19 protein-coding genes are annotated in these 26,332 nt (G+C 73.5%); 10 read left to right on the top strand and 9 right to left on the bottom strand.

The window, feature by feature from the left end:
* Positions 1-104 precede the first annotated feature (104 nt).
* On the top strand, positions 105-1,787 hold the full coding sequence (locus ACFWB8_RS16175; RefSeq protein WP_385226448.1) for a PucR family transcriptional regulator: 1,683 nt from the start codon (positions 105-107) through the stop codon (positions 1,785-1,787).
* 166 nt (positions 1,788-1,953) lie between these two features.
* On the top strand, positions 1,954-2,739 hold the full coding sequence (locus tag ACFWB8_RS16170) for a hypothetical protein (RefSeq protein WP_385226446.1): 786 nt from the start codon (positions 1,954-1,956) through the stop codon (positions 2,737-2,739).
* A 115-nt stretch (positions 2,740-2,854) separates the two neighbouring features.
* On the opposite strand, the gene ACFWB8_RS16165 is transcribed toward ACFWB8_RS16170, so the two are convergent.
* Positions 2,855-3,535 carry a GntR family transcriptional regulator gene (locus ACFWB8_RS16165; protein WP_385226478.1) on the bottom strand — a complete coding sequence of 227 codons (681 nt, stop codon included), beginning with the start codon at positions 3,533-3,535 and terminating at the stop codon, positions 2,855-2,857.
* Between the two features lie 86 nt (positions 3,536-3,621).
* Between ACFWB8_RS16165 and ACFWB8_RS16160 the strand changes: the two genes are divergently transcribed.
* Positions 3,622-4,473 (top strand): (2Fe-2S)-binding protein, encoded by an 852-nt coding sequence (locus tag ACFWB8_RS16160; RefSeq protein ID WP_385226444.1) that lies wholly within the window; start codon positions 3,622-3,624, stop codon positions 4,471-4,473.
* A gap of 190 nt (positions 4,474-4,663) precedes the next feature.
* Positions 4,664-5,728 (top strand): DUF2637 domain-containing protein, encoded by a 1,065-nt coding sequence (locus tag ACFWB8_RS16155; RefSeq protein ID WP_385226442.1) that lies wholly within the window; start codon positions 4,664-4,666, stop codon positions 5,726-5,728.
* 43 nt (positions 5,729-5,771) lie between these two features.
* On the opposite strand, the gene ACFWB8_RS16150 is transcribed toward ACFWB8_RS16155, so the two are convergent.
* The 4 genes from ACFWB8_RS16150 to ACFWB8_RS16135 all read right to left on the bottom strand — a co-directional run bounded on the left by ACFWB8_RS16150 (position 5,772) and on the right by ACFWB8_RS16135 (position 13,443).
* Positions 5,772-6,215 carry an ATP-binding protein gene (locus tag ACFWB8_RS16150; protein WP_385226440.1) on the bottom strand — a complete coding sequence of 148 codons (444 nt, stop codon included), beginning with the start codon at positions 6,213-6,215 and terminating at the stop codon, positions 5,772-5,774.
* Positions 6,216-6,345: 130 nt separating this feature from the next.
* Entirely contained in the window at positions 6,346-8,088 is a 1,743-nt protein-coding gene (locus tag ACFWB8_RS16145; RefSeq protein ID WP_385226438.1) for a pyruvate dehydrogenase, read from the bottom strand.
* Positions 8,089-8,154: 66 nt separating this feature from the next.
* Positions 8,155-9,564, bottom strand: a complete 1,410-nt coding sequence (locus tag ACFWB8_RS16140) for a protein phosphatase 2C domain-containing protein (RefSeq protein ID WP_385226436.1) — start codon at positions 9,562-9,564, stop codon at positions 8,155-8,157.
* Between the two features lie 102 nt (positions 9,565-9,666).
* Complete coding sequence (locus ACFWB8_RS16135) at positions 9,667-13,443, bottom strand: S8 family serine peptidase (protein ID WP_385226434.1); 3,777 nt, start codon at positions 13,441-13,443, stop codon at positions 9,667-9,669.
* Between the two features lie 198 nt (positions 13,444-13,641).
* Here ACFWB8_RS16135 and ACFWB8_RS16130 point away from each other — a divergent pair, with 198 nt between their 5' ends.
* From ACFWB8_RS16130 to ACFWB8_RS16120, 3 genes are all read left to right on the top strand, one after another.
* Complete coding sequence (locus ACFWB8_RS16130) at positions 13,642-14,619, top strand: helix-turn-helix domain-containing protein (protein ID WP_385226432.1); 978 nt, start codon at positions 13,642-13,644, stop codon at positions 14,617-14,619.
* A gap of 24 nt (positions 14,620-14,643) precedes the next feature.
* Positions 14,644-15,126, top strand: coding sequence for a DUF456 domain-containing protein (locus ACFWB8_RS16125; RefSeq protein ID WP_385226430.1), 483 nt, complete (start codon positions 14,644-14,646; stop codon positions 15,124-15,126).
* A 61-nt stretch (positions 15,127-15,187) separates the two neighbouring features.
* The gene (locus ACFWB8_RS16120) at positions 15,188-15,565 is read left to right on the top strand and encodes a PPOX class F420-dependent oxidoreductase (RefSeq protein ID WP_385226428.1); all 378 of its coding nucleotides are present in this window, start codon (positions 15,188-15,190) and stop codon (positions 15,563-15,565) included.
* A gap of 195 nt (positions 15,566-15,760) precedes the next feature.
* On the opposite strand, the gene rsgA is transcribed toward ACFWB8_RS16120, so the two are convergent.
* Positions 15,761-16,924 (bottom strand): ribosome small subunit-dependent GTPase A, encoded by a 1,164-nt coding sequence (gene rsgA / locus ACFWB8_RS16115; RefSeq protein ID WP_385226426.1) that lies wholly within the window; start codon positions 16,922-16,924, stop codon positions 15,761-15,763.
* Between the two features lie 509 nt (positions 16,925-17,433).
* Here rsgA and ACFWB8_RS16110 point away from each other — a divergent pair.
* The 3 genes from ACFWB8_RS16110 to ACFWB8_RS16100 all read left to right on the top strand — a co-directional run bounded on the left by ACFWB8_RS16110 (position 17,434) and on the right by ACFWB8_RS16100 (position 23,824).
* A complete protein-coding gene (locus ACFWB8_RS16110; RefSeq protein ID WP_385226424.1) occupies positions 17,434-20,439 on the top strand; it encodes a type 2 lanthipeptide synthetase LanM family protein in 3,006 nt (1,001 codons plus the stop codon).
* Entirely contained in the window at positions 20,436-20,648 is a 213-nt protein-coding gene (locus tag ACFWB8_RS16105; protein WP_385226422.1) for a hypothetical protein, read from the top strand. The genes ACFWB8_RS16110 and ACFWB8_RS16105 overlap by 4 nt, the downstream gene beginning before the upstream one ends.
* Before the next feature lie 272 nt (positions 20,649-20,920).
* A complete protein-coding gene (locus tag ACFWB8_RS16100; RefSeq protein WP_385226420.1) occupies positions 20,921-23,824 on the top strand; it encodes an AAA family ATPase in 2,904 nt (967 codons plus the stop codon).
* Positions 23,825-23,959: 135 nt separating this feature from the next.
* Here ACFWB8_RS16100 and sbnB read toward each other — a convergent pair whose 3' ends face one another.
* From sbnB to ACFWB8_RS16085, 3 genes are all read right to left on the bottom strand, one after another.
* A complete protein-coding gene (gene sbnB, locus ACFWB8_RS16095; RefSeq protein ID WP_385226418.1) occupies positions 23,960-24,949 on the bottom strand; it encodes a 2,3-diaminopropionate biosynthesis protein SbnB in 990 nt (329 codons plus the stop codon).
* Positions 24,943-25,962: a 2,3-diaminopropionate biosynthesis protein SbnA gene (gene sbnA / locus ACFWB8_RS16090; protein WP_385226416.1), complete on the bottom strand. Its 1,020-nt coding sequence runs from the start codon at positions 25,960-25,962 to the stop codon at positions 24,943-24,945. The genes sbnB and sbnA overlap by 7 nt, the downstream gene beginning before the upstream one ends.
* A 65-nt stretch (positions 25,963-26,027) precedes the next feature.
* Positions 26,028-26,246 (bottom strand): MbtH family NRPS accessory protein, encoded by a 219-nt coding sequence (locus ACFWB8_RS16085; RefSeq protein WP_327412338.1) that lies wholly within the window; start codon positions 26,244-26,246, stop codon positions 26,028-26,030.
* Positions 26,247-26,332: the final 86 nt, after the last annotated feature.

The following is a 26,332-nucleotide window of genomic DNA, read 5'->3' as shown; positions in this document are numbered from 1 at the left end:
TTGGCTGGCGGCCTCCCTCGTCTTGTAGATTCGTATGAAAGGCAGGATGCAACGACCTGCCCGATTTCCAACGGCAACATTCGAGACAGATCGGCGGCGACATCATGCGGCTGCGCGCACTGCTGGAAACCGAGGCGCTGGGGCTGCGGCTGCTGGGCGGCGAGGAAGAACTCGACCGGACGGTCCGCGGGGTCATGACGACCGACCTGAGGGATCCCAGCCGATACCTCTCCGGGGGCGAACTCGTCCTCACTGGCCTGGCTTGGCGTCGGAATTCAGCCGACTCCGAGCCGTTCGTACGAATCCTCGCGAGCGCGGGCGTCGCCGGCCTCGCGGCCGGCGAGGCGGAGCTGGGTGCCATCCCGGACGATCTGGTATCAGCCTGTCGGCGCAACCGCCTGCCGTTGTTCGCCGTGAACGAAGACGTTGCATTCGCCACGATCACCGAGTACGTGGTGCGGCAGGTTTCCGGCGAGCGCGCCGGTGATCTCGCGGCCGTCGTCGACCGCCATCGCCGCCTGATGACCTCCGGTCCGGCCGGGGGCGGACCCGATGTGGTGCTGGATCTGCTCACCACGGACCTCGATCTGCGGGCCTGGGTGCTGTCCCCCACGGGCCGCCAGATCGCCGGAGCGGGCGAACCACTGGCCCCCGGTGTGTGCGCGGCCTTGGCCGGTGAGCACCTCGCGGCGGTCCGGACGGGCCGCAGGGGGCCGCACAGGATCTCCATCCAGGGTATTACCTACTCCCTCTTCCCGATCAGGGGACACGGCCGCGGCGGCGCGGGCGGCGCGGTCCCCCGCGACGTGCGCGAGAGCGTGCTGTCGGACTGGCTGCTGGCCGTGGAGGCCGACGCCGGCGACTGGCCGGCCGAGCGCCTGGACCTGCTCCAGGGCGTCACCCAGCTGATCGCCGTCGAGCGGGACCGGCGCGACGCGGCCCGTACGGTGCGCCGCCGCCTCGCCCAGGAGGTACTGGAGCTGGTCCAGACGGGCGCCCCGCCCGCCGAGATCGCCGCCCGCCTGCGGGTGGCGGCCCCGGTGCTGCTGCCCGGGCTGGGCGCCGCCCCGCACTGGCAGGTCGTCGTGGCCCGGGTGGACTGGGACGGCGGGGACATCCCCGGCGGCCCGGTGGCCCAGTCGCTGCTGGAGGAGATCCTGGTCGACCCGTCCGTCTCGGGACCGGAGCCGTCCGACCGGATCGCGGTGGCCCATGCGGGTGACGAGGCCATCGCCCTCGTACCGCTGCCCTCCCTGTCCGGGGACACCGGCGAGGACAAGGGCCCGGACTCGGCGCTGCACGCCGACGAGCTGCTCGCGTCCGTACGGGAGCCCCTGCAGGCCGGTCTGGCCGACGACGGCCGGCTCACCCTGGGCGTCAGCGCGGCGGTGCACTCCGCCGAGGGGCTGCGCGGGGCGCTGGAGGAGGCCCGGCACGCCCGCCGGGTCGCCGCGGCCCGCCCCGGCCGGGTCTGCGCGGCCGGGCACCACGAGCTGGCCTCGCACGTCCTGCTCCTGCCGTTCGTGCCGGACGACGTGCGCCGCGCGTTCACGGCCCGGCTGCTGGACCCGCTGCGGGACTACGACCGCCGGCACCGGGCGGAGCTGATCCCGACGCTGGAGGCGTTCTTGGACTGCGACGGCTCGTGGACCCGCTGTGCGGCGCGACTGCACCTGCACGTCAACACGCTGCGCTACCGGGTCGGGCGAATCGAGCAGTTGACGGGGCGGGACCTGTCCCGGCTGGAGGACAAGCTCGACTTCTTCCTGGCACTGCGGATGAGCTGAGAAGATCCCCTTCCGGTGCGGACGGGGGCCCGGCCGGGGCGGCTGATGATCCGTCCGGACTTTGTGAAAGAGTTCACCCGACCCCTTGGCCGAAGCCGCCGATCCGTGCTCTCATTTCGCCCCAGGGCTCGACGACGTGCTGCTTGGTTGCTTTGGGGAGGGCAATGTGGCGGATACCGCCATGTCCGGTGCCGGAACTACGGGGGGAGACGACCCCCTCCAGCGGGCGATATGGCGGCTGCGCTCGCGCGGCTGTTGGACCGACGCGGCGGCTCTGCTGACGCCACACGTCGGCAAGGGTGCCGACGCGGGCGCCGCGGTCCAGCGCACCGCGCTGCTGGTGGAGCGGTGCCTGTTCACCGGCCAGGGCTGGGCCGAGGCAGAGGACGCACTGCGGGTCGCGGAGGCGGTGGCGGTGAGCGACGACGAGCGGGGCGCGGCCGCGTGCGAGCGGGGCCAGCTGGCGTACGCCGCGACCGTGCTCGGCGTACGGGACCGGGCCGACGAGGCCCGCTCGGCGCTGGGCCGGGCCGCGGCGCTGCTGTCGCCCGGGTCGCGGACCAGGCCGCTGCTGGACTTCCGGCGGGGGCTGGTCGCGGAACACATCGCGGACGCCCCGCAGTCGGCGCTGCCCGCGTACCGGCGGGCGCACGCGGGGGCGGCGGCGCACGGCGACACCCTGCTGCTGTCCTTCACCTGGCGGCACCTGGCCGCGCTGGCCCTGCGGGATGGCGAGGTGGCGGAGGCGCGCAAGGGCTTCGCGGAGTCCCTCCGCATCCGGGAGGACCTCGGCTTCCTGATCGGCACCGCCCCGGCGCTGGCCGCGCTGGCCGAGGCCGAGCCGGAGCCGGAGGCGGCCCGCCTGCGCGCGGAGGCCCGCCGCCTGTTCCACCTCCTGGGCGGCATCCCCACCTGGCTGGCCGACCAGCTGGCCCCGTCCCCGGCGGCGTAGCCCGCCCTCCGGCCTGCGGCGCCGCGTTCTCCGGCCGTCCCTGCACGGCGCTCCGCGCCGGCGTGTGAGGCGCGGGGTTCGGGGCGGAGCCCCGGTTCTTGAGGCGCGCGGGCCCTCAGGCGGGGGCGCCCCGGAAGTGTGCGCGCACGAGGGACTCGACCGCCGCGAGGTCGCCCGCCTCGAGGGCATCCAGCAGCGCCGCGTGCTCCTCCGCGTCGGCGACGAGATCCGCCCGCCGCACCCGCGGAGCGCCCGGCAGGGGCCACTGCGCCCGCCGGTGGAGCTCCTCCGCCACCTGGACCAGCTGCTGGTTGCCCGCCAGCCCCAGCACCGCCCGGTGAAAGGCCCGGTCCGCGTCGGCATACCCCGCCGTGTCCCCCGTCGCCGCCGCCTCGGCGGTCGCCGCGGCCGCCGGGCGCAGGTCCGACCAGGTTTCCGGCAGGGCCGTACGCGCCAGCCGCAGCATCACCGGGACCTCGAGCAGCGCCCGTACCTCGGCCAGCTCCGCCCGCTCCCGCGGGGTCCGGGTCAGCACCCGGAAGCCGCGGTTGGGGAGGCACTCCACCGCCCCCTCCAGCGCCAGCTGCTGCATCGCCTCGCGCACCGGGGTCGCGGAGACCCCGAACCGCTCCCCCAGCGCCGGGCCCGAGTAGACCTCGCCCGGCACCAGCTCGCCGTCGAGCAGCGCCGCGCGCAGGGCGTCGAGAACCTGCCCGCGCACCGAATGGCGCACCACTTTCCTCGTCTGTGCCGGTACCCGGGCTCGGGCCGTGTCGTGCACTCGGTCCTCCAACAGGTCTCGACCTGTTCCGAGGATACGGCCTGATCGAGATCGGGTAAGGTAAGCCTTACCTGTTAACGATCGCTTGATCGGTGGTCCCCATGCCCGTCCTGGCCGCCCCGCCCGCCCCGCCCGCCCTGGCTGACGCGTACGCGCGCCTGACTCAGGCGTACGGCGGCCTGCGCGTCGACGAGCTCTCCACGCACGAGCCCTCCCCCCGCGGCGCGGGATGGATCGGCGCGGACGAGCTGGCGGCCGGCGGTCCGGCCCTGGACGCCTTCCTCGCCCGGGACGAGGCCCAGATCCTGCGGGACCACGGCCGCCGGCCCCGCCCGGACGTGGTCGCGGGCTTCGGACTGCACCGGTACGCCTGGCCGGCCTGCCTGCTGATCACCGTCCCGTGGTTCCTGTCGCGGCGCGTGCCCCGGCTGCCGGCCGCCGACGTCGCCTTCCACCGCGCCCGGGGCCGGATGGCGGTCCGCCCCGACACCTTCGCCTGCCTGCCGGACGACCCCGCGGCCACCCTCCCGGGGGCGCGGGTCGTAGCCGACGAGGAGGCGCTGCGCGCCGAGGTCCGGGCCGCGGTGGCCGAGCACCTCACCCCCGTACTCGAAGGCTTCGGCCCACGCATGCGCCGTCGGCACCGCGCACTGTGGGGCATGGTGACCGACGAGGTCGTCGAGGGCCTCTGGTACGTCGGCCACCTGCTCGGCGGCGACGAGGAGGCCCGCGCCATGCGCGAGTTGGAGCTGCTGCTCCCCGGCTCCACGGCCCCGTACACCGGCGGCGCGGGCTTCCGCACGCTGCCGGTCCCGGGTGGCCGCGAGCTCCCCACCCGGGACCGGGCCGCCTGCTGCCTCTTCTACACGATCCGCCCCGAGGACACCTGTGTCACCTGCCCGCGCACGTGTGACGCGGACCGGATCTCCCGTCTCACGGCCGCCGCGGGCTGAACCCACCCGTAAGACTGACCGTATTCGAACTCAACTCGCCCCTGCGAGCGAGAGTTCGAATCACAACACCCTATCCGGCGGGCCCCGCCCCCCGATTACGTCCACTTGCCCCGAAACCCGCGTGCGGGGCCGACCGGCTGCGCCACTATGGCGCCCGGAAGGCCGCATACGCGAGGCAAGGGACATCCGCATGAGACTGACCGACATATCGCTGGACTGGCTGCTGCCCGGCAGCCTGCTGATCCTGGGCGTACTTGCGGCAGTGGCGGTGCTGGCCCGGGGCAAGCGCGAAGGCGAGAAGGCCGCCGCGGCCGAGGACAGCTGGGAGCGCAGCGAGGAGCGGCGGCGGCGCAAGGAGGCCGTCTACGGGACCGCCTCGTACGTGCTGCTGTTCTGCTGCGCGGCGGTCGCCGCCGCGCTCTCCTTCCACGGACTGGTCGGCTTCGGACGGCAAAACCTCAACCTCTCCGGGGGCTGGGAGTACCTCGTCCCCTTCGGGCTCGACGGCGCCGCCATGTTCTGCTCGGTGCTCGCCGTCCGCGAGGCCAGCCACGGTGACGCCGCCCTCGGCTCGCGCATGCTGGTCTGGCTCTTCGCGGGCGCGGCCGCCTGGTTCAACTGGGTGCACGCGCCGCGCGGCGCGGGACACGACGGGGCCCCGCAGTTCTTCTCCGGGATGTCGCTCTCGGCGGCCGTGCTCTTCGACCGCGCCCTCAAGCAGACCCGCCGGGCGGCGCTGCGCGAACAGGGCCTGATCCCGAGGCCGTTGCCGCAGATCCGGATGGTCCGCTGGCTGCGGGCGCCCCGGGAGACCTTCGAGGCGTGGTCGCTCATGCTGCTGGAGGGGGTGCGCACCCTCGACGAGGCCGTGGACGAGGTGCGCGAGGACAAGAAGGAGAAGGAGCAGGACCGCCACCGAAGGCGCGAGCAGCACCGCCTGGACCGCGCGCACATCAAGGCGCTGGGACGGCAGAACCGGGCGTTCGGCCGCGTGGGCCGGGCCCGTCAGGTCGATGTGCCGGGGCTGGCCCCCGGAGCGGGCTCCGCGCCGGTCGGCGCGGAGCCGGCCATAGCGGAAACAGGACAGCTGCCCCTTCGGCGCCGGCCCTCCCTGCAGGCCGTGAACGGAACCGAACCCGCTGAGGCGGGCGGTCCCCGGACGGTTGACCTCACCGCCGAGGACGACACCCAGACGCTCCCCCGGCTCGACTCGCTGGAGCGCAAACTCAAGGACCTGGAGCAGCAGTTCGGCTGAACACCGGCCGCTCCACAAGGCCCCGCGGGGCCCGCCTGTCCACTCAGGCGGGCCCCGCTTCGCATGCGCCGTCCAGCTCGAACCACACCACCTTGCCGCTGCCGAGCGCGAGCGCGTCCACGCCCCACGCGTCGGCGAGCGCCTGTACGAGCACCAGCCCCCGGCCGTGCGTACCGTCGTCGGCGGACGGTACGTGCGGCCGCGGGCGGCGTGCGGCGTAGTCCCGGACCTCCACCCTCAGCCGGGTGGCGGCGAGGCTCGCGGACACCTCCGCGCCCTGATCGGTGTGCACGAGGGCATTGGTGACGAGTTCGGTGACGAGCAGCTCGGCCACCTCGGCGGTGTCGGCCTGGCAGCGATGTCGCATCAACTCCCGTAAGGCCCTGCGCACTTCGCCCACCGCCTTCAGATCGGCCCGGCGTACGCTGCGGGAGATCTCCCGTGCGTCCGCCGCTCCGCCGTCCCGCTCGGACGGTTCGCGCGGCACCGGCAGCCCCCTTCTCCACAGCTTCCCGCTCTTCGCCCCCACCCGCACGGCGATGTACCTCCCGTGTGCATTGCTCTCGAACAGGCCTACGGGATGCATGCCCGCCGGGGGAATCCGCACTCCTGCGGGCTCACGGGCGCGGTACGTTGCGGAGGTTGGATCGAGCCATCTGGAGCATCCGGCCCACCCCGCCGTCCAGGACGATCTTGCTGGCGGACAGTGCGAAACCGGTCACCATCTCGGCACTGATCCTCGGCGGGATGGACAGGGCGTTGGGGTCCGTCACCACGTCCACCAGGGCGGGCCCCTTGTGCTTGAACGCGTCCTTCAAAGCCCCTGTGAGCTGCTTGGGCTTCTCCACGCGGACCCCGTACGCCCCCGCCGCGCGGGCGATCGCCGCGAAGTCGGGGTTCTTGTTCGTCGTTCCGTACGAGGGCAGGCCGGAAACCAACATCTCCAACTCGACCATTCCGAGGGATGAGTTGTTGAAGAGGACCACTTTGACGGGCAGGTCGTACTGCACCAGGGTGAGGAAATCTCCCATCAGCATCGAGAAACCACCGTCACCCGACATCGACACCACTTGACGTCCGCGATCGGTGAACTGTGCCCCGATGGCCTGCGGGAGGGCGTTGGCCATGGAGCCGTGGCTGAAGGAGCCGATGATGCGCCGCTTGCCGTTCGGGGAAAGATAGCGCGCGGCCCACACGTTGCACATGCCCGTGTCAACGGTGAAGACGGCGTCGTCGTCGGCCAGTTCGTCGAGCACCGAGGCCACGTACTCGGGATGGATCGGCATGTGCTTCTCCACCTTGCGCGTGTACGCCTTCACCACCCCCTCCAGCGCGTCCGCGTGCTTCTTCAGCATCCGGTCGAGGAAGCGCCGGTCCGTCTTGGCCTTCACCCGGGTGTTCAGGGCGCGCAGGGTCTCCCGTACGTCTCCCCAGACGGCGAGGTCCAGCTTGGAGCGGCGGCCCAGGTGCTCGGGACGGATGTCCACCTGCACGATCTTCACATCGTCGGGGAGGAAGGCGTTGTACGGGAAGTCCGTGCCGAGCAGGATCAGCAGGTCGCACTCGTGGGTGGCCTCATAGGCCGCGCCGTAGCCCAGCAGTCCGCTCATGCCGACGTCGTACGGATTGTCGTACTGGATCCACTCCTTGCCGCGCAGGGCGTGCCCGACCGGGGCCTTGACCCGGCCGGCGAACTCCATCACCTCGGCGTGCGCGCCCGCGGTGCCGCTGCCGCAGAACAGCGTGACCTTGTCCGCGTCGTCGACCAGCCGGACGAGCTTCTCGATCTCGCCCTCGCCGGGCCGCACCGTCGGCCGCGCGGTCACCAGCGCGTGCTCGACCGCCTTCTCCGGAGCCGGCAGCGAGGCGATGTCGCCCGGCAGCGCGACCACGCTGACGCCGCTGCGGCCGATGGCGTGCTGTACGGCGCTCTGCAGCAGCCGGGGCATCTGCTTCGGGTTGGAGATCAGCTCGCTGTAGTGGCTGCATTCACGGAACAGCTGGTCGGGATGGGTTTCCTGGAAGTAGCCGAGGCCGATCTCGCTGGAGGGGATGTGCGAGGCGAGCGCGAGGACCGGCGCCATCGAGCGCTGGGCGTCGTACAGGCCGTTGATGAGATGGAGGTTGCCGGGGCCGCAGGAGCCCGCGCAGGCGGCGAGCCTGCCGGTGATCTGGGCCTCGGCGCCGGCCGCGAAGGCGGCCGTCTCCTCGTGCCGGACCTGGATCCACTCGATGTCACCCGTCCGGCGGATGGCGTCGACGATCGGGTTCAGGCTGTCCCCGACGACTCCGTACATCCGCCGCACGCCCGCGCGTACGAGGATGTCGACGAACTGCTCCGCCACGTTCTGCTTGGCCATGGAGGGGGCGCCCTTTCCGGTTCGGCTCTGCCGTGTGCGCCTTCCATCCACGCATGTTCCGGGCGGTTACGCCTCCCAGACCGCGGCGGCCGTCCGGTCGTCGGCGTATCCCTTGAGCCGGAGCTGGGTGTCCGCGAGGAAGGCGGCGAGGCCGGGCGGGTCCCCCTCGGACCAGCGTGCGGCGAGCTCGGCGGCGAGCAGGCCCTCCTCGCGCATCGGGTCCGCGAGGCCGCCCGAACAGAGCAGCACGGTGTCGCCGGGGCGGGCCACGGAGGCACGGAAGAAGAAGGGGAGCCCGCCGTCCGCGCCGGTGGCGTCCTTGCCGCGGTGGACGGCGGGCTCGTCCGGGCCGGCCGGCTCCAGGTCCTGCCAGCGCCCTTCGCGCAGCCGGAACAGTCCGCCCGCGCCGGCGCCGAAGGCGACCCGGGTCCGGCACTGCGGATCCACCGGGAGCAGCAGCCCGCGCAGCCCCGCGGTGTACGCCGCCTCCTCCAGGCCCAGCTCGGCGGCGCGGGCCCGCAGCCGCCCGTAGCCCCGGTCGGTGAGCCGCTGGAGCCCTGAGCGCAGGGCGTCGCGCCGCCCGGCCCGGATGTCCTCGGCGAGCCGCTCCTGGCTGCGGCCGACGGCCGCGGCGACCGTGCGGCACACCTCGGCGGCGGCCGCCGCGGCCCCGGGGGCGGCGCGGTCGCCCCCGGCGAGGGCGACCAGGACCAGGGCGTCCGGGCCGCTGCCGAAGCGGGCGGTGAGCAGGAAGTCCCGGCGGGCCTCGCCCCGGAAGCGGGCGGAGTCCCCGCGCAGGGAGGCGGCGCGCAGGGTGTAGCTCCCGTAACGGGCCCCCTCCAGGACGGTGTCGGGGGTCAGCGCGTCGAGCGCGGCCGGGTCGGCGGCGGCCAGGGCCCCAGGCTCGGCGGCGTAGGTCGGCGCGCGGTCGCCCAGGTGCCGTACCTCGGGCCGGTCACGGGGGTCGGGCGGGGCCGCGGGCGCGGCTTCGGGCCGGGCCCGGGCGGCGGCCTGCTCCGGCTCGGCGACCGCGCCGGGCTCCGCGGGCGCCGCCCCCCACCGCCACACGGGCAGTTCGGCGGATGCGGGGACCGGCGCGGGGGGCGCGGGCGGTACCGCCACGTCCCCCAGGGCGTACCAGGTCGGCCCGCCCTCCCGCGGATCCCGCGGCGGCGGCAACGCCACGCCGTCGCCGGGCGGCACCGGGGGCGGTGGCGGGACGGGCTCGCGCCGGGGGGCCGGTACCACCGCGCCCGGCGGCCGCCGGTCTGCGGGCACGGCGGGGTCCGGCGCCGGAACGTGGCCCGGCTGCCCCGCCGGTCCGGGCGGCGGGTCCGTCACCAGGACCGCCGCCGAGCGGAAGCGGTGGTCCAGGGTGTCGCCGTCCCCGGCCCCCTCCCCGTGGTCGGGTTCCACCCCCGGGTCCGGGTCCTCGTAGAGCTTCTGCCACCAGTCGTCCGCGCCCTGCTGACTCATGCCCCCATTGTCGGCCTCCGAGGGGGGCGGAAACCGCGGAATGCACGAAAAGGGTCCACCGGACCGCCGTCCGGTGGACCCTTCCCGCTTCAGTCGTACGACCTAACGGATGTCGTACGCCCGCGCTACCGTCTGGGTGACGGAAGCGCCGTTCGCGTCGGTCAGCTCGACCTTGAGCGTGACCGGCTTTCCGGAGGCGCCGGCGTGGTCCACGGTCGCGGTCCACTTGCCGCCGCGCTCGCTCACCCGGGCCTCGGTCCAGTTCTCGCCGTCGTACGAGTACGACAGCTTCGCGGACTTCAGCGCGCCGGGCGCGTAGCCCGCGTGCCCGGTGACGCTCAGGCCGATGGTCTGCCCGTCGGCCGCCGCCACCGTCTTCATGCCGTCCAGCGGGGCCGCGTACCTCGGGAAGAGGATCGCCAAGCCCTGGGAGTACGCCGAGGCGTCGAGCTTCGAGGTGAAGCCCCAGGTCGTCTGGACGGCGGTGGAGCGCTGCCAGGTCCGCGACGGCGGCCCGATCTTCTCGATGGACTGGGTCAGTTCGTAGCGGCCCTGCCCGGCCGGGACCTCGAAGACCCCGAACGGGTACCAGCTGTCGCCGATGACCTCGCCGTCGCGCTTGAGCTGGAGTCCGCCGATGTCACCGAAGGAGCCGGGCTGCGCGTAGTGGCCGAAGTCGCCCCACATGGCGGGGGCGAAGCCGATCAGGTTGCCCTGCCGCTCGGCGGCCAGGGTCTCCTTGCCCGCGCGGTCGCGCGGGGCGACCGGCCCGGTCACGCCGTCGTACCAACTGGCGCTGGACTTGGCGCCCTTGGCGTACGTGCGCTGCTCCCCGGTCATGAACTCCCCCCAGGGGAAGCTGCTGGAGAGGATCTGGTCCCAGGCCGTGTCCCCGGCGGTGTAGTACTCGGTCCGCTTGCCGGGGGCCGCGACGGTCTCGAAGCCGCCGAAGTAGACCGCGCTGCCGATGGGCCGGTACGCGCCGGCGATGTCGATGAAGTCGGCCGCCACGCCCATGGAGTTGTAGGTGGCTTCCACCTGTCCCAGCTCGCGGTCACGCACCTTGTACGTGTGGTTGCCCTGTACCTCCCGCGTCTCGGGGAAGGCGAGGGAGTAGACGTACGGGCTCTTCGCCGCGCCCTTCCAGGACAGCGAGACCTTGCCCGCCGCCAGCCTCGCCAGCAGGCCCTTGCCCTCGGCGGACTCGATGGCCAGCGTGGGCAGGTTGCCCCCGAAGCCGGTGGAGGCGACCCAGCGGCCCGGGGTCTCGCGGTAGGCGAGGACCGCCAGGGCCCCGGCGGCCTGCGCGTCGCGGGCCACCTCGTAGAGCGCCCCGTCCGTTGCCTTGACCAGCACGACCGCTCCCTCGGCGCCGGCCGCGGCCAGTTCCTCGGGGGTGCCCGTGCCCGCGTCGACCAGCGGCGCGGAGCCGGCCCCGTCGAGGTTGTCGCTGCCGGTGCTCGCCGTGATCGGGTGCAGGACCGGACCGCCGACGGCCTTCAGCTCGGAGAGCAGGGGCGCGGCCGCCCGCCAGTAGCTGCCGAACTCGAACTGTCCTTCCTTGGCGCGGCCTTCGACCGAGGCGTAGTAGCCGCGGATGGTCCGGCCGCCCATGGCGGTGCCGGCGTGCAGCCACACGTCGTCCCAGCTGCGGGCGAAGCCGAGGGTGGTGTTGCGGGCCTCCAGCGGCTTGTCGCCCTCGATGCCCAGGCGCCCGGCCCTGCGGGCGTCCAGTACGACCACGGTGTCCTTCTTCACCTCCACCTGCGGGCGCCCCAGGTAGGTGAGCGAGTCGACCATCGGGTTCTCGGCGGTGTCGCCGGCGTCCGGGGTGGCGACGAAGGCGGAGAGGAAGTAGGAGCCCGGGCGCACCCGGTAGACCTGGTCCGCGGCGCCGTCGTTGAAGCGGCGCTCGCCGCTGGCGTCGTCGGTGCCGATGACGTCCAGGGACGAGGGTCCGGCGGCCGGCTTGCCCGCGCGGTCGAGGAGCTTGACCCGCAGGGTGACCGTCTCCGGCTCCACGTAGAGGGAGAAGGGGGTGGAGACGTGCACGCCGTTCGCTGTGGCGACGACGCGGCCGGTGACGTCACCGTACTGGGAGCGCGCCAGCTTCGCGGTCGGGTCGAGGGCGAGCGGCACCTTGACGGTGGCGCCGGCCGGGACGGTGACGGTCCGCTTGTCGGGGCGGGCGACCTGGCTCCGGACGGCCGAGCCGTCGTTGCCGGTGACCTTCTCGACGGAGAGGTTCAGGGTGACGGGCTTGGTGCCCGTGTTGGTGTACGGGACCTCGACGCTCCGGCGGTCGCTGCGGTCCTGCGGCCAGTTGTACGAGCCGCCCTGCACGGCGGGGGCGCCGGTGACGGTGGCGTCGACGGCGGCCTTGACGTCGAGGCGGCCGCCGCCGGTCTCCCGTACGTCGCCGGGGACACCGGAGTCGGCCGAGCCGACGAGGGCGGCCTTGACCTGCTGCCCGGTCCAGTCGGGGTGGCGCTGCTTGACGATGGCGGCGGCGCCCGCGACGTGCGGGGTGGCCATCGAGGTGCCGGACATGGACTGGTAGGCGTACACCCCGCGGCCGCCCATGTTGGCGGCGGAGATGCCGACGCCGGGGGCGGCGATCTCGGGCTTGAGGGTGTGCTGGAGACCGGCCGGGCCACGGCTGGAGAAGACGGCCGTGGTGTCGTCGCGGTCCACGGCGCCCACCGTCAGCACGCTGGCGGCGCAACCGGGAGAGGAGACCGTGTTGTTGCCGGGGCCGGAGTTGCCGGCGGCGATGACGAACAGCGGGCCCTGCTGGGACAGCTTCTCGGCGGCCGCGGCGAGCGGGTCGTCGCAGGCGGTCTGGGAGGGGTCGCCGAGGCTCATCGAGACCACGTCGGCCTTGGACGCGACGGCCCACTCCATGCCCGCGATGATCCACGAGTCCAGGCCGTAGCCCGCGTCGTTGAGGACCTTGCCGCTGAGCAGCTCGGCGCCGGGGGCGACGCCCTTCTTGGCGCCGCCGCTCTCCGCGCCGGAGCCGCCGACGGTGGAGATGGTGTGGGTGCCGTGGCCCTGCCGGTCGGCGTCGGTGTCGGAGTCGGTGAAGTTCTTCGACTCGGCGACCCGGCCCTTGAGGTCGGGGTGTTCCAGGTCGGTGCCGGTGTCGAGGACGGCGACCTTGGTGCCCTTGCCGTCGTATCCGGCGGCCCAGGCGGCGGTGGCGTTCACCTGCTTGGTGGAACGCTCCAGGTTGGCCTGCACCTTGCCGTCCAGCCACAGCTTCTTCAGCCCGCCGGGCGCGGCGGAGCGGGAGCGGGCGTCCACGGCGGCGCCGGTGACGTCGGCCCAGAAGTCGGCGGCCCGCTGCTTGTCCGCGGCGAGTGCGACACCGCCGATGGAACCGAGGACGAGGGAGCGCTCGGCGCCGCGGGGCGCGGGCGGGGCGCTGCGCGCGAGGTTCACGGAGCCGTCGTAGACCGCGATGAGCGGGAGCTTCTTGGCGTGCGCGTCGTCGTAGCCCTGCCGGATCAGGCCGGTGACGTTGAAGAGCTCCTCGTCCACCGTGCCCGCGGCGAGGGCCTTGGCCGCGCTCTGCGGGTAGACGTAGAGGTCCTTGCCCGACTGGCGGGTCTGCACGATCGGCTGCGAGCCGTCCTCGCGGGGCATGGCCGTGGCGGCGGTGCGGCCGGCCGCGTCGGTGGAGACCACGATCCGGTCACCGGTGACCAGGGTCACCGTGACGGGCGCGGCGGACTGCTTTCCGGCCGCCTCGCTGCCCACGAGCGGTCTCCTGTCCGGCCCTCCGTCGCTCGGCTGTGCCGTGGACTGGCCGACGGCGGTGACGGCCAGGACGGCCGCGATCGCCGCTCCCAGTGCCGTACGCGATATCGGGCGCATCGCTCTCCCCAGGTGAATTCCGGCCAACTACTGCATTGCACGGCAAACGAGCCGCGTAAATGGCTTCTGGCCAGCGGATGTTGGTGCTGCGGTGGCGTCACCTTGGCAGAGACGCGGGGGGTGCGGCGATGATGTCCGAGGCGGGTTTGCGCCGTGGCCGCTTCCCGCCAGGCACGGTCGAAAGGGTGGGGTGGACGGATGTTGGGTGCGATAGGCCTCGACGAGGGCCAGGAGTCGGCGTACCGCGCGCTGGTGGCGCTGGGGGCGGCGGAGGTGCCCGACCTGGCCCACCGGCTGACCCTGCCGGTGCCGCAGACGGAGCGGGCCCTGCGGCACCTGGAGCGCCACGGGCTCGCGGCGCAGTCCTCGGCGCGGCCGGGCCGCTGGGTGGCGGCCCCGCCCGGGGTGGCGCTGGGCGCGCTGCTGACCCAGCAGCGGCACGAGCTGGAGCAGGCGGAGCTGGCCGCGGCGCTGCTGGCGCAGGAGTACCGGGCGGAGGCGGCCGAGCCGGCGGTGCACGACCTGGTGGAGGTCGTGACGGGTGCGAGCGCGGTGGCGCACCGCTTCCACCAGCTCCAGCTGGGCGCGGTGGAGGAGGTGTGCGCGCTGGTCAGCGGCCGGCCGCAGGTGGTCACGGGCACGGACAACGAGGCGGAGGAGCGGGCCGCCGTACGGGGCGTCGAATACCGGGTGGTCATCGAGCGCGAGGTGCTGACGACGCCGAGCGGGATCCGGGAGGCGTCCACGGCGCTCGCCCGGGGCGAACGCATCCGCGTGACGGGGCAGGTTCCGACGAAGCTGGTCATCGCGGACCGGACGCTGGCGATGGTGCCGCTGACCGTGCGGGGTGCGGAGCCGGCGGCACTGGTGGTGCACGCGTCGGGGCTGCTGGAATCGCTGATGGGCCTGTTCGAGGCGGTGTGGCGGGAGGCGCTGCCGCTGCGGCTGGGCGCCACGGGCCACGCCGAGGAGGGGGACGGCGGGCCCGACATCACGGACCTGGAGATCCTGTCCCTGCTGCTGGCGGGGATGACGGACGCGAGCGTCGCGAAGCACCTGGAACTGGGGCTGCGGACCGTACAGCGGCGGGTCAAGGGCCTGATGGAGCTGTCCGGGGTGACGACGCGGCTCCAGCTGGGCTGGCACGCGTACGAACGGGGCTGGGTGGCCCGGTAGACCCTGGTCGGGCAGGCTGAACAGATGGATCTGCCTCAGCTGCTCCTGGTGGGGCTGGTGATGCTGCTCGGGGTGCTCGGGGTGCTGGTCCCGGGCGTGCCGGGGACCTGGCTGGTCTGGGCGGGGCTGATGTGGTGGGCGCTGCACGAACGGTCGGGGACGGCGTGGATCCTGCTGGTGTCGGCGACGGCCCTGCTGCTGGTGGTCCAGGTGGTCCAGTGGCAGCTCCCGCCGAGGCGGCTGCGCGGCGTCGGGGTCACCCCCCGGATGACGGCGTACGCGGGTGCGGGCGCGGTCCTGGGCTTCGTACTGGTGCCGGTGCTGGGAGCCGTGCCGGGCTTCGTCGGCGGCATCTACCTGTGCGAACGCCGGCGCCTCGGCACCCACGGCGAGGCGTGGTCCTCGGTCCGCGCGGTGATGCGGGCGGTGGGCACGAGCGTGCTGGTGGAGCTGTTCGCGTGCCTGCTGGTGGTCGGGGCGTGGGCGGGCGCGGTGGTGTGGTCGTAGGCCTGCGGCCTAGGGCCGGCGGCCGATGCGGTGGGGTGCGGCGGCTGCGAGGGTGTGAGGCATGACGGAGTTCAAGGGTTTCAGCGAGGCGGAGCTGGCCTACCTGCGGTCGCAGCATCTGGGCCGGCTGGCGACGGTGGACGGGGCCGGGCAGCCGCAGGCGAACCCGGTGGGGTTCTTCCCGCAGGACGACGGGACGATCCTGGTGGGCGGGATGGCGATGGGCACGACGAAGAAGTGGCGCAACCTCGTCGCCAACCCGCGGCTGTCCTTGGTCGTGGACGACCTGGTGAGCACCCGGCCGTGGCGCGTGCGGGGCGTGGAGATCCGCGGGCGCGCCACGCTGGAGGTCGGCCCGCACGCGCTGGGCCCGCACTTCAGCCCGGAAGTGATCCGCATCCACCCGGTCCGGGTCTTCACGTGGGGCCTCGAGCCCTGACCCCGCACCCGCGCGTCAATCGCCGGCGGGGCTGAGATATGCGGGCGGTACCGCCTCCCAGGCGCGGGGACCGCGGGCGCAGCCCGGGCCGGAGCCTGACGTAGCCGCCCGGCACCGGGCCGGAGCCCGGCGCCCCGAGCACCGGCACGGGGGCCCGGCGCGGCCGAAGCCGAACCGCCGAGCCCCCGGCAGGGGTCAGGCTCGGCCGCGCTTCGCCGCGTAGTTCGCGCGGCCCTCCGCCGACTTCAGGCGCCAGTCGCGGCGGATCTCCGAGCGGAGCCTCGCGTCCGTCTTCGCGACGATCCGCTGGTTCTCCCGCAGCAGCTTGCGGTAGCTCTCCAGCCGCCGCTCCGGCAGCGCCCCCGCGTCCACGGCGGAGAGCACCGCGCACCCCGGCTCCGCCTCGTGCGCGCAGTCCTGGAACCGGCAGGACCCGGCGTACTCCTCGATCTCCGAGAACACCTGCCCGACGCCCGCCTCCGCGTCCCACAGCCCGACGCCCCGCAGCCCGGGGGTGTCGATCAGGACGCCGCCGCCCGGCAGGGCGAGGAGGTTGCGCGTCGTCGTCGTGTGGCGGCCCTTGCCGTCGACGTCGCGCGTCTCCTGGACCTCCATGACGTCCGTACCGAGGAGCGCATTGGCCAGCGTGGACTTGCCCGCACCGGAGGTGCCGAGCAGCACGCTCGTGCCGCCCGCCACGACGGCGGCCAGCACGTCCGTGCCCTCCCCGGTCAGGGAGGAGATGGTGAGCACCTGGACGCCCGGCGCGGTGGTCTCGACGTCCTGGACCAGGTACCCGAGGGACACCGGGTCCGGGACGAGGTCCGCCTTGGTCAGGACGACGAGCGGCTGCGCGCCCGACTCCCAGGAGAGTGCCGACTTGTGCAGCAGCGCATCACCACTGGAGCTGGACATCGCGAGGGCGAGGAACCGCTCGATCCGCCCGAGGTCGAGTTCGACCGCGAGGGACACACAGATGACGATGTGATCGATGTTGGTGGCCAACACCTGGCCCTCGGAACGCTTCGACGACGTCGACCGCACGAAGGCCGTACGGCGAGGGAGGATCGTGCGCGCGTACCGCGGATCACCGCCTTCGGGATCGACGGCGACCCAGTCCCCCGTGCACACGACCTTCATCGGATCACGGGGAACTACGAACTCGGTGTCGGCCCGGATGACGCCAGCAGGCGTGGCGACGTCGCACTGGCCACGGTCGACCCGTACGACCCTGCCGGGGACCAGACCCTGCGCAGCGTACGGAGCGAACTCGGCCGCCCAGCCTTCGTCCCAGCCGTAGGCGGCGAGAACGTGCTGAGCATCAGGAGTGGAAGATGCGTTGAGCGAAGCGTTGAACAAGGGGAACCCTTCAAAGGGTGGCCCCGGCGGCGCGCTCTGCGCGCGGAAGTCGAGTGGGTGTCAGCCGGAGACCACAGGGGTGGAAACGATGAACTCCTGAATGCGGGCAGCGCCCGTCACCATGACAGTCATCAATGTCCTCACCTCCTGCTTCTTCTCAACGAACCAACACCGTTCCCTCGGGAACGGATGAGTAGAACCATAGCCCTGCCCCAGGCACGACACCAGCGGTTAAATTGCGGGGCCGACGTCAGGCCGCGGGTCGTACAGCATCCTGGGCGAGGACCTTGGTGAAGCTTCCCCGTGACGTGCGGATGGTGGGCGCCCATCTCCTGACCGCCGGGCCCGGGCGCTGTCCGGAGGCGGGGCCCGGGGGATCGCCGGGGTGCGGTGGCCCCCCGCCGGGGGAGGTCCTTGCTATCCGCAGGCAATCTTGTGCACTTGGCTGTGGGCTGACACTCTCTGGCTGTGATCGTCACGAGCGCGTCATTGACCGAGGTGGACTAGTCGTGTCCGCCTGGTGGGTGCGCGGCCTTCACCCCGCCGAACTGCCGTGCAGAGAGCGGCCGGAGTGGGCGGAGTTCACCGAGACGGCCCTTGCCAGGATGTCGGCGCAGCCGTCCGCGCCGGGCGGTGACCTGCCGGGGACGAGTGGGTTCGCGGCCGTTCTCGCGCCGTTCGCCGAGCTGGCCGGAGTGCGGCTGACTTCGGCGGTCGGCCGCATACCGGTGGAACTCGCGCCTGTCGTCCGCGAGTTCGTAGGCCGGCTCGCCGCAACGTTGGGGCGGCTGGCGGCCCGGACGCTGGTCCTGGAACTCCATGTCGCCAGAGTGGGCGGGCGGCTCTCGGGCGACACAGGGTCAGAGCGCTTCCGTTCCTTCCTCGGCACGGTCTCGACTCGGGCGGGAATGACCGGGCTGTTCAACGAATACCCCGTACTCGCCAGGATATTGGCCCAGAGCTGTGTCAACTCCGCGGCCGCGCTGGCGGAGCTGCTCGATCGGTTCGGCGCCGACCGCGCGGAACTGGTGGCGACCCTGCTGCACGGCGCCGACCCCGGGCTGCTCGTCGCGGTCGACCGGACGGCCGGCGACGGGCACCGGCGCGGGCGCAGCGTCGCGGTGCTGCGCTTCGCCGACGGCACGCGGGTGGTGTACAAGCCGCGGCCGATCGGCGCGCACCGGCACTTCAACGAACTGGTCGGCTGGTTCAACGCCCGGCCCGGGACGCCCGGGCTGCGGACGCTGGCCCTGCTGGACCGGTCCGACTACGGCTGGGTGGAGTACGTCTCGCCCGAGCCCTGCACAACGGGCACGCAAGTGGAGCGCTTCTATCACCGTCAGGGCGCACTGCTCGCCCTGGTCCACCTGCTGGACGCCACCGACCTGCACTATGAGAACCTGATCGCGTGCGCGGACCAGCCCGTCCTGGTCGACATCGAGACCCTCTTCCACCCGCCCGGCCCGGCGGCGCCGGTGGCCGCGGAGGAGGAGTCGGAGGAGGACCCGGCGGCGCTCGTACTGACCGGATCGGTGCTCCGGACCGGCCTGTTGCCGCATCTGCTGGTCGGGGACGAGACGGCGCTGGACGCCTCCGGCCTGGGCGGAGACCCGGGCGCCCGGGCGCCGGTGGAGGTGGTGGACTGGGCGGCGGCGGGCACCGACGAGATGCGGCTCGTCCGCCGGGTCGGTGCGCTGGGCGGCGCCGCGAACCGCCCACGGCTGGACGGCGTGGACGCCGACCCCGAGGCGTACGCCGAGGCGCTGCTCGCCGGGCTCCGCGCCGGGCGGCGCGCGATCCTGGACGGCCGGGACGAACTGCTGTGCGAGCAGGGCCTGTTGCAACGGTTCGCCGACGACGTGGTGCGGGTGGTGGCGCGGGGCACCCAGCTGTACGCGATGGTGCTGACCGAGTCGACCCACCCCGATGTCCTGCGGGACGCGGCGGAACGGGACGCGATCCTGCGGCTGTTGGGGACGGACGCCCTCGGCGACCCGGGCTGGCCGCTGGTCCTGGAGGACGAGATCGCCGAGTTATGGGAGGGCGACATCCCGCTGTTCACCACCAGGCCCGCAGCGGTGGACCTGTGGAGCGGCACGGGCCGACGGCTGCCCGGCGCCCTTGAACGCCCCGGTCTGGACCGGGTGGCCGACCGGCTCCGCGCGATGGACCGGGACGTGGCCGACACCGACAGCCCCGGCAGCCTCGGCGGTCAGGAGTGGATCGTCCGGGCGGCGATGGCGAGCCGGTCCACTGCCCCCGCCCACGGGACCGGTACGCCGATCGCAGAGTCGGTTGCGCAGTTGGCCGCCGGACCAGGGGCGCGGATCGCTGCCCCCCGTGACCGGCTGCTCGCCGCCGCCCGGGGCATCGCGGACCAGCTGCTGGGCCGGGCCCACCACGGCCCGGCCCGGACGAACTGGCTCGCGCTCGAACTGCTCGGCGACCGGTACTGGCGGGTCGGCCCCGCAGGCGCCGACCTGGCGGGCGGCTACCCGGGGCCGGCTGTCTTCCTGGCTGAACTCGCCACGCTGACGGGGGAATCCCACTACGCGGAGGCGGCCCACCGGGTGCTGCGGCCGGTGCCGCGCCTGCTGGACCGGCTCGCGGCGCGGCCCGAGGAGCTCGGCGTGGTCGGGTCGGGGGGTTTCGCGGGTCTGGGCGGCATCGTCTACGCGCTCGCCCGGGTGGCCACCGAGCTGGACGATGCCGAGATCCGTGACTGGATCGCGCCCGCGACGGCCCTCACGGTCGCCGCCGCCGAGGCGGAGGACACGCAGGGGGTCCGCGACGGCACCGCCGGCGGCCTGGCCGCGCTGCTCGCCGTACACCGGATCACGGGCGCGGCCGAGGCCCGGCGGGCTGCCGAGGTGTGCGCGGCCCGGCTGGCCGGGCGGCCGTTGCCCCCGACGCCCGGCTTCGCGGCGGGCGCGGCCGGGGTGGGCTGGGCGCTGCTCGGCTTCGCGGCGGCCGGGGGCGGAGCCCGCTACGAGGCGGCCGGCACGGCTGCACTGCGGTCGGCGGTGACGGGGACGGCGGCGGCGCGCGCCGAGGGGGTGTCCGGACTGTCGTGGTGCGAGGGCCTGCCGGGTGTCGCGCTGGCGCTGGCCGACAGCCCGGCCGCGATGGCGGACCCCGCGCTGGCCGCGGCCGTCGCGGACGCCGTCCGGCTGGTCTCCTCGGCGGGCCCGCTGCCCGGTCACAGCCTCTGCCACGGTGAACTCGGCATCCTCGAACTGCTCGGCGCCGCGCCCGGCCCCGAGGCCGGCCGGGCGCTGGCCCGCCGGACCGGCGCCCTGCTGGAGGCTCTCGACCGGCACGGTCCCCGCTGCGGCACACCCGCCGCCCTGCCCACCCCGGGCCTGCTGACCGGCCTCGCCGGGATCGGCCACGGCCTGCTGCGGCTCGGCTTCGCAGACCTCACAGCTTCGGCGCTACTCCTGCGGCCGCCGACTTCTGAACGTCCGTCGGTTCCGACGGCGCAACCCTCCGGAAAGGAAGTCCTGTCATCATGAATGCCAACGATCTGGTGCAGTCGTGGAAGCAGCCGGGCACGCGGTCTGGCACCGCGGCTGATCACCCGGCCGGTGAGATCAGATTGCGCGCGGGCGGCGGTCTCGGGCGCCGTTCCGGCCTGCTGGGCGCGCACCAGAGTGTCGCGCTCACGAACTGCCCGTGGCCGACCGTGACCATTCCCGTGGTGCCCGACGAGGAACGCCGGTAGTCAGGAGCGACAGGCCTGGTGGCGGCCGGCTTGGCCGGTGCGCCGGTGACCGGCCAACGACGAGCCGGTGAATTGTGGTCGGCCCGGTGGAAGAAACCGTTGTGGCAGAACCATTTGGGTGGGGAGGTAGGGGAGCCGGCGCGCCCGTTGCGTGGTGCCGGTCCCCTGTTGGACATGCTGCTGGATGGTGCCGTCGCGATGCCCGTGCGGTTGCGCCGAGTGGCCGGATTCGCAGCTGTCGAATCGTCGGGATGAACCAGTAACCTGCATATATGCGTACCACTTCGCCGGTCACCATCGGCCGGGACGCCGAACTCGCGTTGTTCTACAGAACCCTGACAGAACTTCAGCGAGCGGCCGGTCACACGGTTTTTCTGTTGGGCGAGGCCGGGATGGGGAAATCCCGCCTGGTCGGCGACTGTGCCGACCAGGCCGCCGGTCTGGGTCTGCCGGTCCTGCGAGGTCGTGGCAGTTCGGCCGGTGCGGGCACGCCGTTCCGTCCGCTCGCCGAGGCGCTGCACTCGCGGTTCCGGACCAGCGGCGTCCCGGCGGACCCGGAACTCGGGCCGTACCGGCTGGCGTTGGCCCGGCTGATCCCCGAATGGCGGAATCCTGCGTACCCGGGCTCCCCCGAGAGCGTGGTCGAACTCGCCGAGGCGCTGCTGCGGCTGCTGACCGTGCTCGGCCGGGAGGCGGGCTGCGTCCTGCTTCTGGAGGACCTGCACGACGCGGACTCCGAGACCGTCGCCGTGGTCGAGTACCTGATGGACAATCTGGCCGGCCAGCCCGTGCTGCTGGTGGCCACCCTGCGGCCGGACCCCGGGCCCGCGCTCGATCTGGCCCGTGCGGCCGAGCGGCGGCGGGCCGCCTCGGTCGTCGCCCTCCGGCCGCTCGACGAGCCGGGGGCCCGGGCGATCGCGGCCGGCTGCCTCGGTGTGCCGGATCAGCGGGTGCCTGGCGCGGTGGTCGACCGGCTCGTCCGGTGGAGCGACGGAAACCCTTACCTGATCGAGGAGTTGCTGGCCGAGATGGTCCGCTCCGGGGCGCTCTGCGAGCAGGGGACCTGGGTGGTGGTCGGTGACCTGACCGGGACGGTCCCCGCGACGGTCGTCCAGGGCTATGGGCACCGCCTCGACCTGCTCGACCCGCAGACCCGTGAACTTCTGCTGTTCGCAGCGGCCTTGGGCTCCCGGTTCACGCTCTCCACCCTGCGGCTCGTCACCGGGCACGGTGACCGGGCGCTGCTCGACCAGCTGCACGCCGCGGCCCGGGCCAACTTCGTACTCCCGGACGCCTCGGCGGCCGACGAGTACGTCTTCCGGCACGCCCTCACCGCCCAGGCGCTGCTGGCCGGGGTCTCCCCGGCCGAGCGGGCCGCCATCGCGCGGCGGGCCGCGGCCGCGCTGCAGGCGGCCGACCCGGCGCTCTCCGACGATCGGTGCCGGCTGGTCGCCGGGCTGCTCGTCGCGGGCGGCGACCCCGCCGGTGCGGCGCTGCTCTACGCCGAGGCGGGCCGTCGGGCGCTGGCCAGCGGAGCCTCGGGCACCGCCGTCCTGCTGCTGGAGCGCGGTTACGAACTCTCCACCGGGCCGGACCGGACGGAGGTCACCGAGTCGCTGCTCTACGCCCTCGCCGAATCCGGCCAGCTCGACCGCGCCTTCGCCCTGGTCGCCACCCTGCCGCAGCACGGCGCGGCGGCCCTCGGCAGCGAGCGCGGCGGCGCCCTGCACACCCGGCTGGCCTGGGTGGCCGTGATCGCCGAGCGCAGTGTGGACACCATCCGTCAGGTGGCCGCCGCCAAGGCGCTGCTCGGAGACTCCGGCCGGCCGGAACAGACCGCCGCACTCGCCGTGGTCGAGGCACACCTCGCACTGCTCCCCGGCCAGGGTGGGCGGCCGGCGGACATCGAACAGCTCGCCCGCGAGGCGGCCGAGGTGGCGGAGCGCCAGAAACTCCCGGTGGTGGCCTGTCAGGCCTGGCAGTTGCTGGCACTACTGGCGCGCGAAGGCGGCTTCGACGCGGCGGACGCCTGCCTGGAGCGGATGCTGGCGGTGGCCGAGCAGCACGCCCTGCCGGTCTGGCGGGTCGAGGCGCTGCTGCGGCTGGGTGGGAACGCCTTCATGCGGACCGGCGACGCCCGCAGGCTCGAACAGGCCAGGGACGCCGCAAGGGAGTTGGGCGCGATCGTGCTGACCCAGCGGGTGGAGGGCCTGCTGGCGATGAACTCCGTCCTGCGGGGAGATCTCGGGACGGCTCGCGAGATCATCGACCGCTGCCTCGACGCCAGCGCGCGGATGCGCAACCTCGGGACGCACCGGTACCTGCTGCTCACCTCGGCGACGCTCGCCGCGCACCGGGGCCGCCGCCGGGAGATGGAGCGCGACCTGCTGACCTTCGCCCGGGCCGACGGTTCGGAGTCCTTCCTGACGCCCGTCCTGCTCGGCCTCTGCCGGGCCTTCTGCGCGCTGCTGGAGGAGGACCGGGCGCTGGCGACAGCCGAGTTGGCCGCCTCGGTAGCCTGGGAGGACGAGCATCCGAGCATGTACTACCTGGGCGGCCGGTACGGTCTCGGCCCGCTGCTGGCCGTGCTGGCGGGCACCGCGGGCCGGGCCGAGTACGCCGCCGTGGCGGCCACCCCGGCGGCCGAACTGGCCTGGAACCGGCAATTCCTGCTGCTCGCCGATGCGGTGCTGCTGGGCCGCGAGGGGCGGACGGAGGAGGCGATGGCCGTCGTCCGCACGGCGCGGCAGAGCGCCGAGCTGTTCCCGACCGGCCATCACCTGGGCCTGCGGCTGCTCGCGGAGGCGGCGCTGGCGGACGGCTGGGGCGACCCGGTGGGGTGGCTGCGGATAGCCGAGGAGCACTTCCACGACCTCGACGTGCCGCCGGTGGTGGGGGCCTGCCGCGCGATGATCCGGCAGGCCGGTGCGAGGGTGGCGCAGCGGCGCGGCGGGCGGGACCGGATACCCGCGGAGCTGCGGGCGCACGGCGTCACCCCGCGCGAGTACGAGGTCTTCGAGCTGCTGGTCGAACGGCCCGGCAACCAGGACATCGCCCGGCGGCTCTCCATCTCGCCGCGCACGGTGGAGAAACACCTGGCGAGCCTGATCCACAAGACCGGGCGGTCCGACCGGGCGGCCCTGTGCAGGTTGGCTGTCGACCTCCGGATGGACTGATTCGATGGGTACCCGATCAGGATGGGGGCGTGGGGAACTGCGGTAGGCGGGAGGACACACGCCGGTGTCTTCCGCTTCGCGCACGCAGTTGACAAGCTGAGCCTCGCGCCCCCTGGGGTGCCCCATCCTGATCGGTTAGCCGGGGAGGAAGTCCGGGATGCGGGTGCCGAGGCCGAGGTGGTCGGCGGTGCGGCGGACGAGGTCGGCGACGGCGAGGTCGAGGATGCCCAGGCCGAAGGGGGAGAAGATGGTCAGGGCGGTCTCGTCGCGCCGGTAGCCGTCGTCGGCCAGGATCTCGCCGAGCGAGGCCGTGATGAAGTCGCGGTTCCCGACCTGCTGTTCGGTCAGGTGCAGCGAGGTCGCCTCCCGGCAGACGTGGTCGGCGTCGTCGACGATGTTGACGCCGGCCAGGATGGTCTCCGGGGTGAGGTCGCGCAGCGACAGGTGGAGCAGCAGGGTGCCCGGGCGGCAGGACTCGACAGCGAGGTGGGGTGTCGAGGCGGTGGTAGCGAGCGCGATCAGGCGGTGGGCGGCGAGCGCGTCCTCGACCCGGTCGGCCACGGTCACCTTGAGGCCGGGCAGGCGGGCCGTGCAGCGGGCGGCGAACGACTCGGCCCGGCTCCGGTCCAGGTCGAAGACGGTCACGGTGTCCAGCTCCGGGAGGAGGGCGCTCAGGAACACCAGCACCTCGAAGTTGATCACGCCGCAGCCGATCAGCGAGACACCGGTCTGCGGCCCCGCGGGCGCGAGCGTGGCGGCGGCGAGGGCGGCACTGGCCGCCGTGCGGCGGGCCGAGATGACCGAGGCCTCCAGCAGCGCCTCCGGCTGCCCGGTCCGCATCGAGTTCAGGATGAGCGCCGCGGAGGCCCGCTCCAGCCCGGCGGCCACGTTGCCGGGGAAGGAGGAGATCCACTTGATCCCGGCCACGGGGGTGTCGTCCCCGAGGTACGCGGGCAGCCCGATGATCCGGTTGCGGGCGCTATCGGGGAAGCGCAGGAAGACCGAGTGCGGGAGTTCGGTCAGCCCCCGCTCGTGCAGCCGGTACGCCTGGCGCACCGCTTCCACCACCTCCGACTCGGCTCCGTCGAGGGCCTGCCGGACCTGACCGGCTCCCAGAATCAGCACGGTGCCACCCCCATGGTCGACTTCCTTTCCTTCCAGAGGTGGGAGACGTCGCCGAAGCGTTCCGTCACCCAGTCGTCGTCGTAAATCGTGTCGAGGTAGCGCTCGCCCCGGTCGGGGAAGATCAGCGCGCAGGTGGAGCCGGGCGGGATGCGGTCGCGCATGCTCAGCGCCGCGGCCACCACCGCGCCGGAGGAGCCGCCGGCCAGGATCGACTCGCGGGCGGCGAGCCGGCGGCAGCTGACCACGCAGTCGAGGTCGGCGACGTGCACCACCGCGTCGGCCAGCCCCTCGCCGTACAGCTTCGGCCGGACGGCCGCGCCGTGGCCGGGGATCAGCCGGGGGCCCGGGGCGTTGCCGAAGAGGACACTGCCCTCGGCATCCACCGCGACGATCGTCACCGGCAGGCGGTTGGCCCGCGCGTACTCCGCGCAGCCCCGCAGGGTGCCGCAGGAGCTGGTCGCGCAGAACAGGTAGTCCACCCCGCCGGGCACCTGCTCGAAGATCTCCCGCATGGTGGCGTGGTGGGCGCGCGGGTTGAGGAGGTTGGAGTACTGGTCCGGCCAGTAGGCGTGGTCGATCCGCTCGACCAGCTCCCGGACCCGGCGGATCCGCATCGGCAGGTACTCGCCGGTGGCCGGGTCGGTCTCGGTGACCACCTCGACCTCGGCGCCCAGTGCCCGCATGATCGCGATGTTCTGTCTGTTGGTCCTCGGGTCCACCACGCAGATGAAGCGGAGCCCGAAGTACCCGCACACCTGGGCCAGCCCGATGCCCAGATTGCCTGAGCTGGACTCGACCACCACGGACCGCCCGGGAACGAGCCGGCCGTCGCGGATCCGGTCCCGGAGCATCTCCAGCGCGGACCGGTCCTTGATGCTGCCGCCGGGGTTGTGGGCCTCCAGTTTGGCGTACATCCGGAACGGGCTCGACGGGTCGAGCCTGGTCAGCTCCACGAGCGGCGTGCCGCCGATGGTGCCGAGCACCCCGGTCGGCTCGCCGTCAGATTCGCGCATAGTCGGTTCCCAGGGAGTTCGCGCCCACGTACGGGGCAGGGACGGGGCAGGCGTGGTCATCGTCGCTAACCGCGCGCTGTCTGCTCCATGCGCTGCCGCAGGCTGAGCGGGCGCATGTCCGTCCACACGGTGCCGATGTGCGCCAGGCACTCCTCGCGGCTGCCCCTGGTGCCCTCGGCGCGCCAGCCGAGCGGCAGCTCCCGGTCGGCGAGCCAGATCGAGTACTGCTCCTCGTCGTTGAGCACGACCAGGTAGGGGCGGGTGTCGGCGTCTTCCTCGGCCATGAACGGCCCTCCTTGGCGTGTCGCCCTCCCGGCACGAGTGCCCGGTGCGGGGTGTGTCGTTGATTCGGTACGGGGCGAGCGTGCCC

This window comes from Streptomyces sp. NPDC060031 (genome assembly GCF_042736805.1).
GTDB lineage: Bacteria > Actinomycetota > Actinomycetes > Streptomycetales > Streptomycetaceae > Streptomyces.
Note: the sequence above shows the minus strand (reverse complement) of the source record. Positions and strands in the feature narration are given on the sequence as shown.

What these genes read in the sequence shown, in the direction of transcription:
- ACFWB8_RS16145 (WP_385226438.1), bottom strand. Translation starts at nt 8,088, where the DNA reads ATGGCCAAGCAGAACGTGGCGGAGCAGTTCGTCGACATCCTCGTACGC.
- ACFWB8_RS16175 (WP_385226448.1), top strand. Translation starts at nt 105, where the DNA reads ATGCGGCTGCGCGCACTGCTGGAAACCGAGGCGCTGGGGCTGCGGCTG.
- ACFWB8_RS16140 (WP_385226436.1), bottom strand. Translation starts at nt 9,564, where the DNA reads ATGAGTCAGCAGGGCGCGGACGACTGGTGGCAGAAGCTCTACGAGGAC.
- ACFWB8_RS16130 (WP_385226432.1), top strand. Translation starts at nt 13,642, where the DNA reads ATGTTGGGTGCGATAGGCCTCGACGAGGGCCAGGAGTCGGCGTACCGC.
- ACFWB8_RS16105 (WP_385226422.1), top strand. Translation starts at nt 20,436, where the DNA reads ATGAATGCCAACGATCTGGTGCAGTCGTGGAAGCAGCCGGGCACGCGG.
- ACFWB8_RS16155 (WP_385226442.1), top strand. Translation starts at nt 4,664, where the DNA reads ATGAGACTGACCGACATATCGCTGGACTGGCTGCTGCCCGGCAGCCTG.
- ACFWB8_RS16125 (WP_385226430.1), top strand. Translation starts at nt 14,644, where the DNA reads ATGGATCTGCCTCAGCTGCTCCTGGTGGGGCTGGTGATGCTGCTCGGG.
- ACFWB8_RS16120 (WP_385226428.1), top strand. Translation starts at nt 15,188, where the DNA reads ATGACGGAGTTCAAGGGTTTCAGCGAGGCGGAGCTGGCCTACCTGCGG.
- sbnA (WP_385226416.1), bottom strand. Translation starts at nt 25,962, where the DNA reads ATGCGCGAATCTGACGGCGAGCCGACCGGGGTGCTCGGCACCATCGGC.
- ACFWB8_RS16085 (WP_327412338.1), bottom strand. Translation starts at nt 26,246, where the DNA reads ATGGCCGAGGAAGACGCCGACACCCGCCCCTACCTGGTCGTGCTCAAC.
- ACFWB8_RS16100 (WP_385226420.1), top strand. Translation starts at nt 20,921, where the DNA reads ATGCGTACCACTTCGCCGGTCACCATCGGCCGGGACGCCGAACTCGCG.
- ACFWB8_RS16135 (WP_385226434.1), bottom strand. Translation starts at nt 13,443, where the DNA reads ATGCGCCCGATATCGCGTACGGCACTGGGAGCGGCGATCGCGGCCGTC.
- ACFWB8_RS16160 (WP_385226444.1), top strand. Translation starts at nt 3,622, where the DNA reads ATGCCCGTCCTGGCCGCCCCGCCCGCCCCGCCCGCCCTGGCTGACGCG.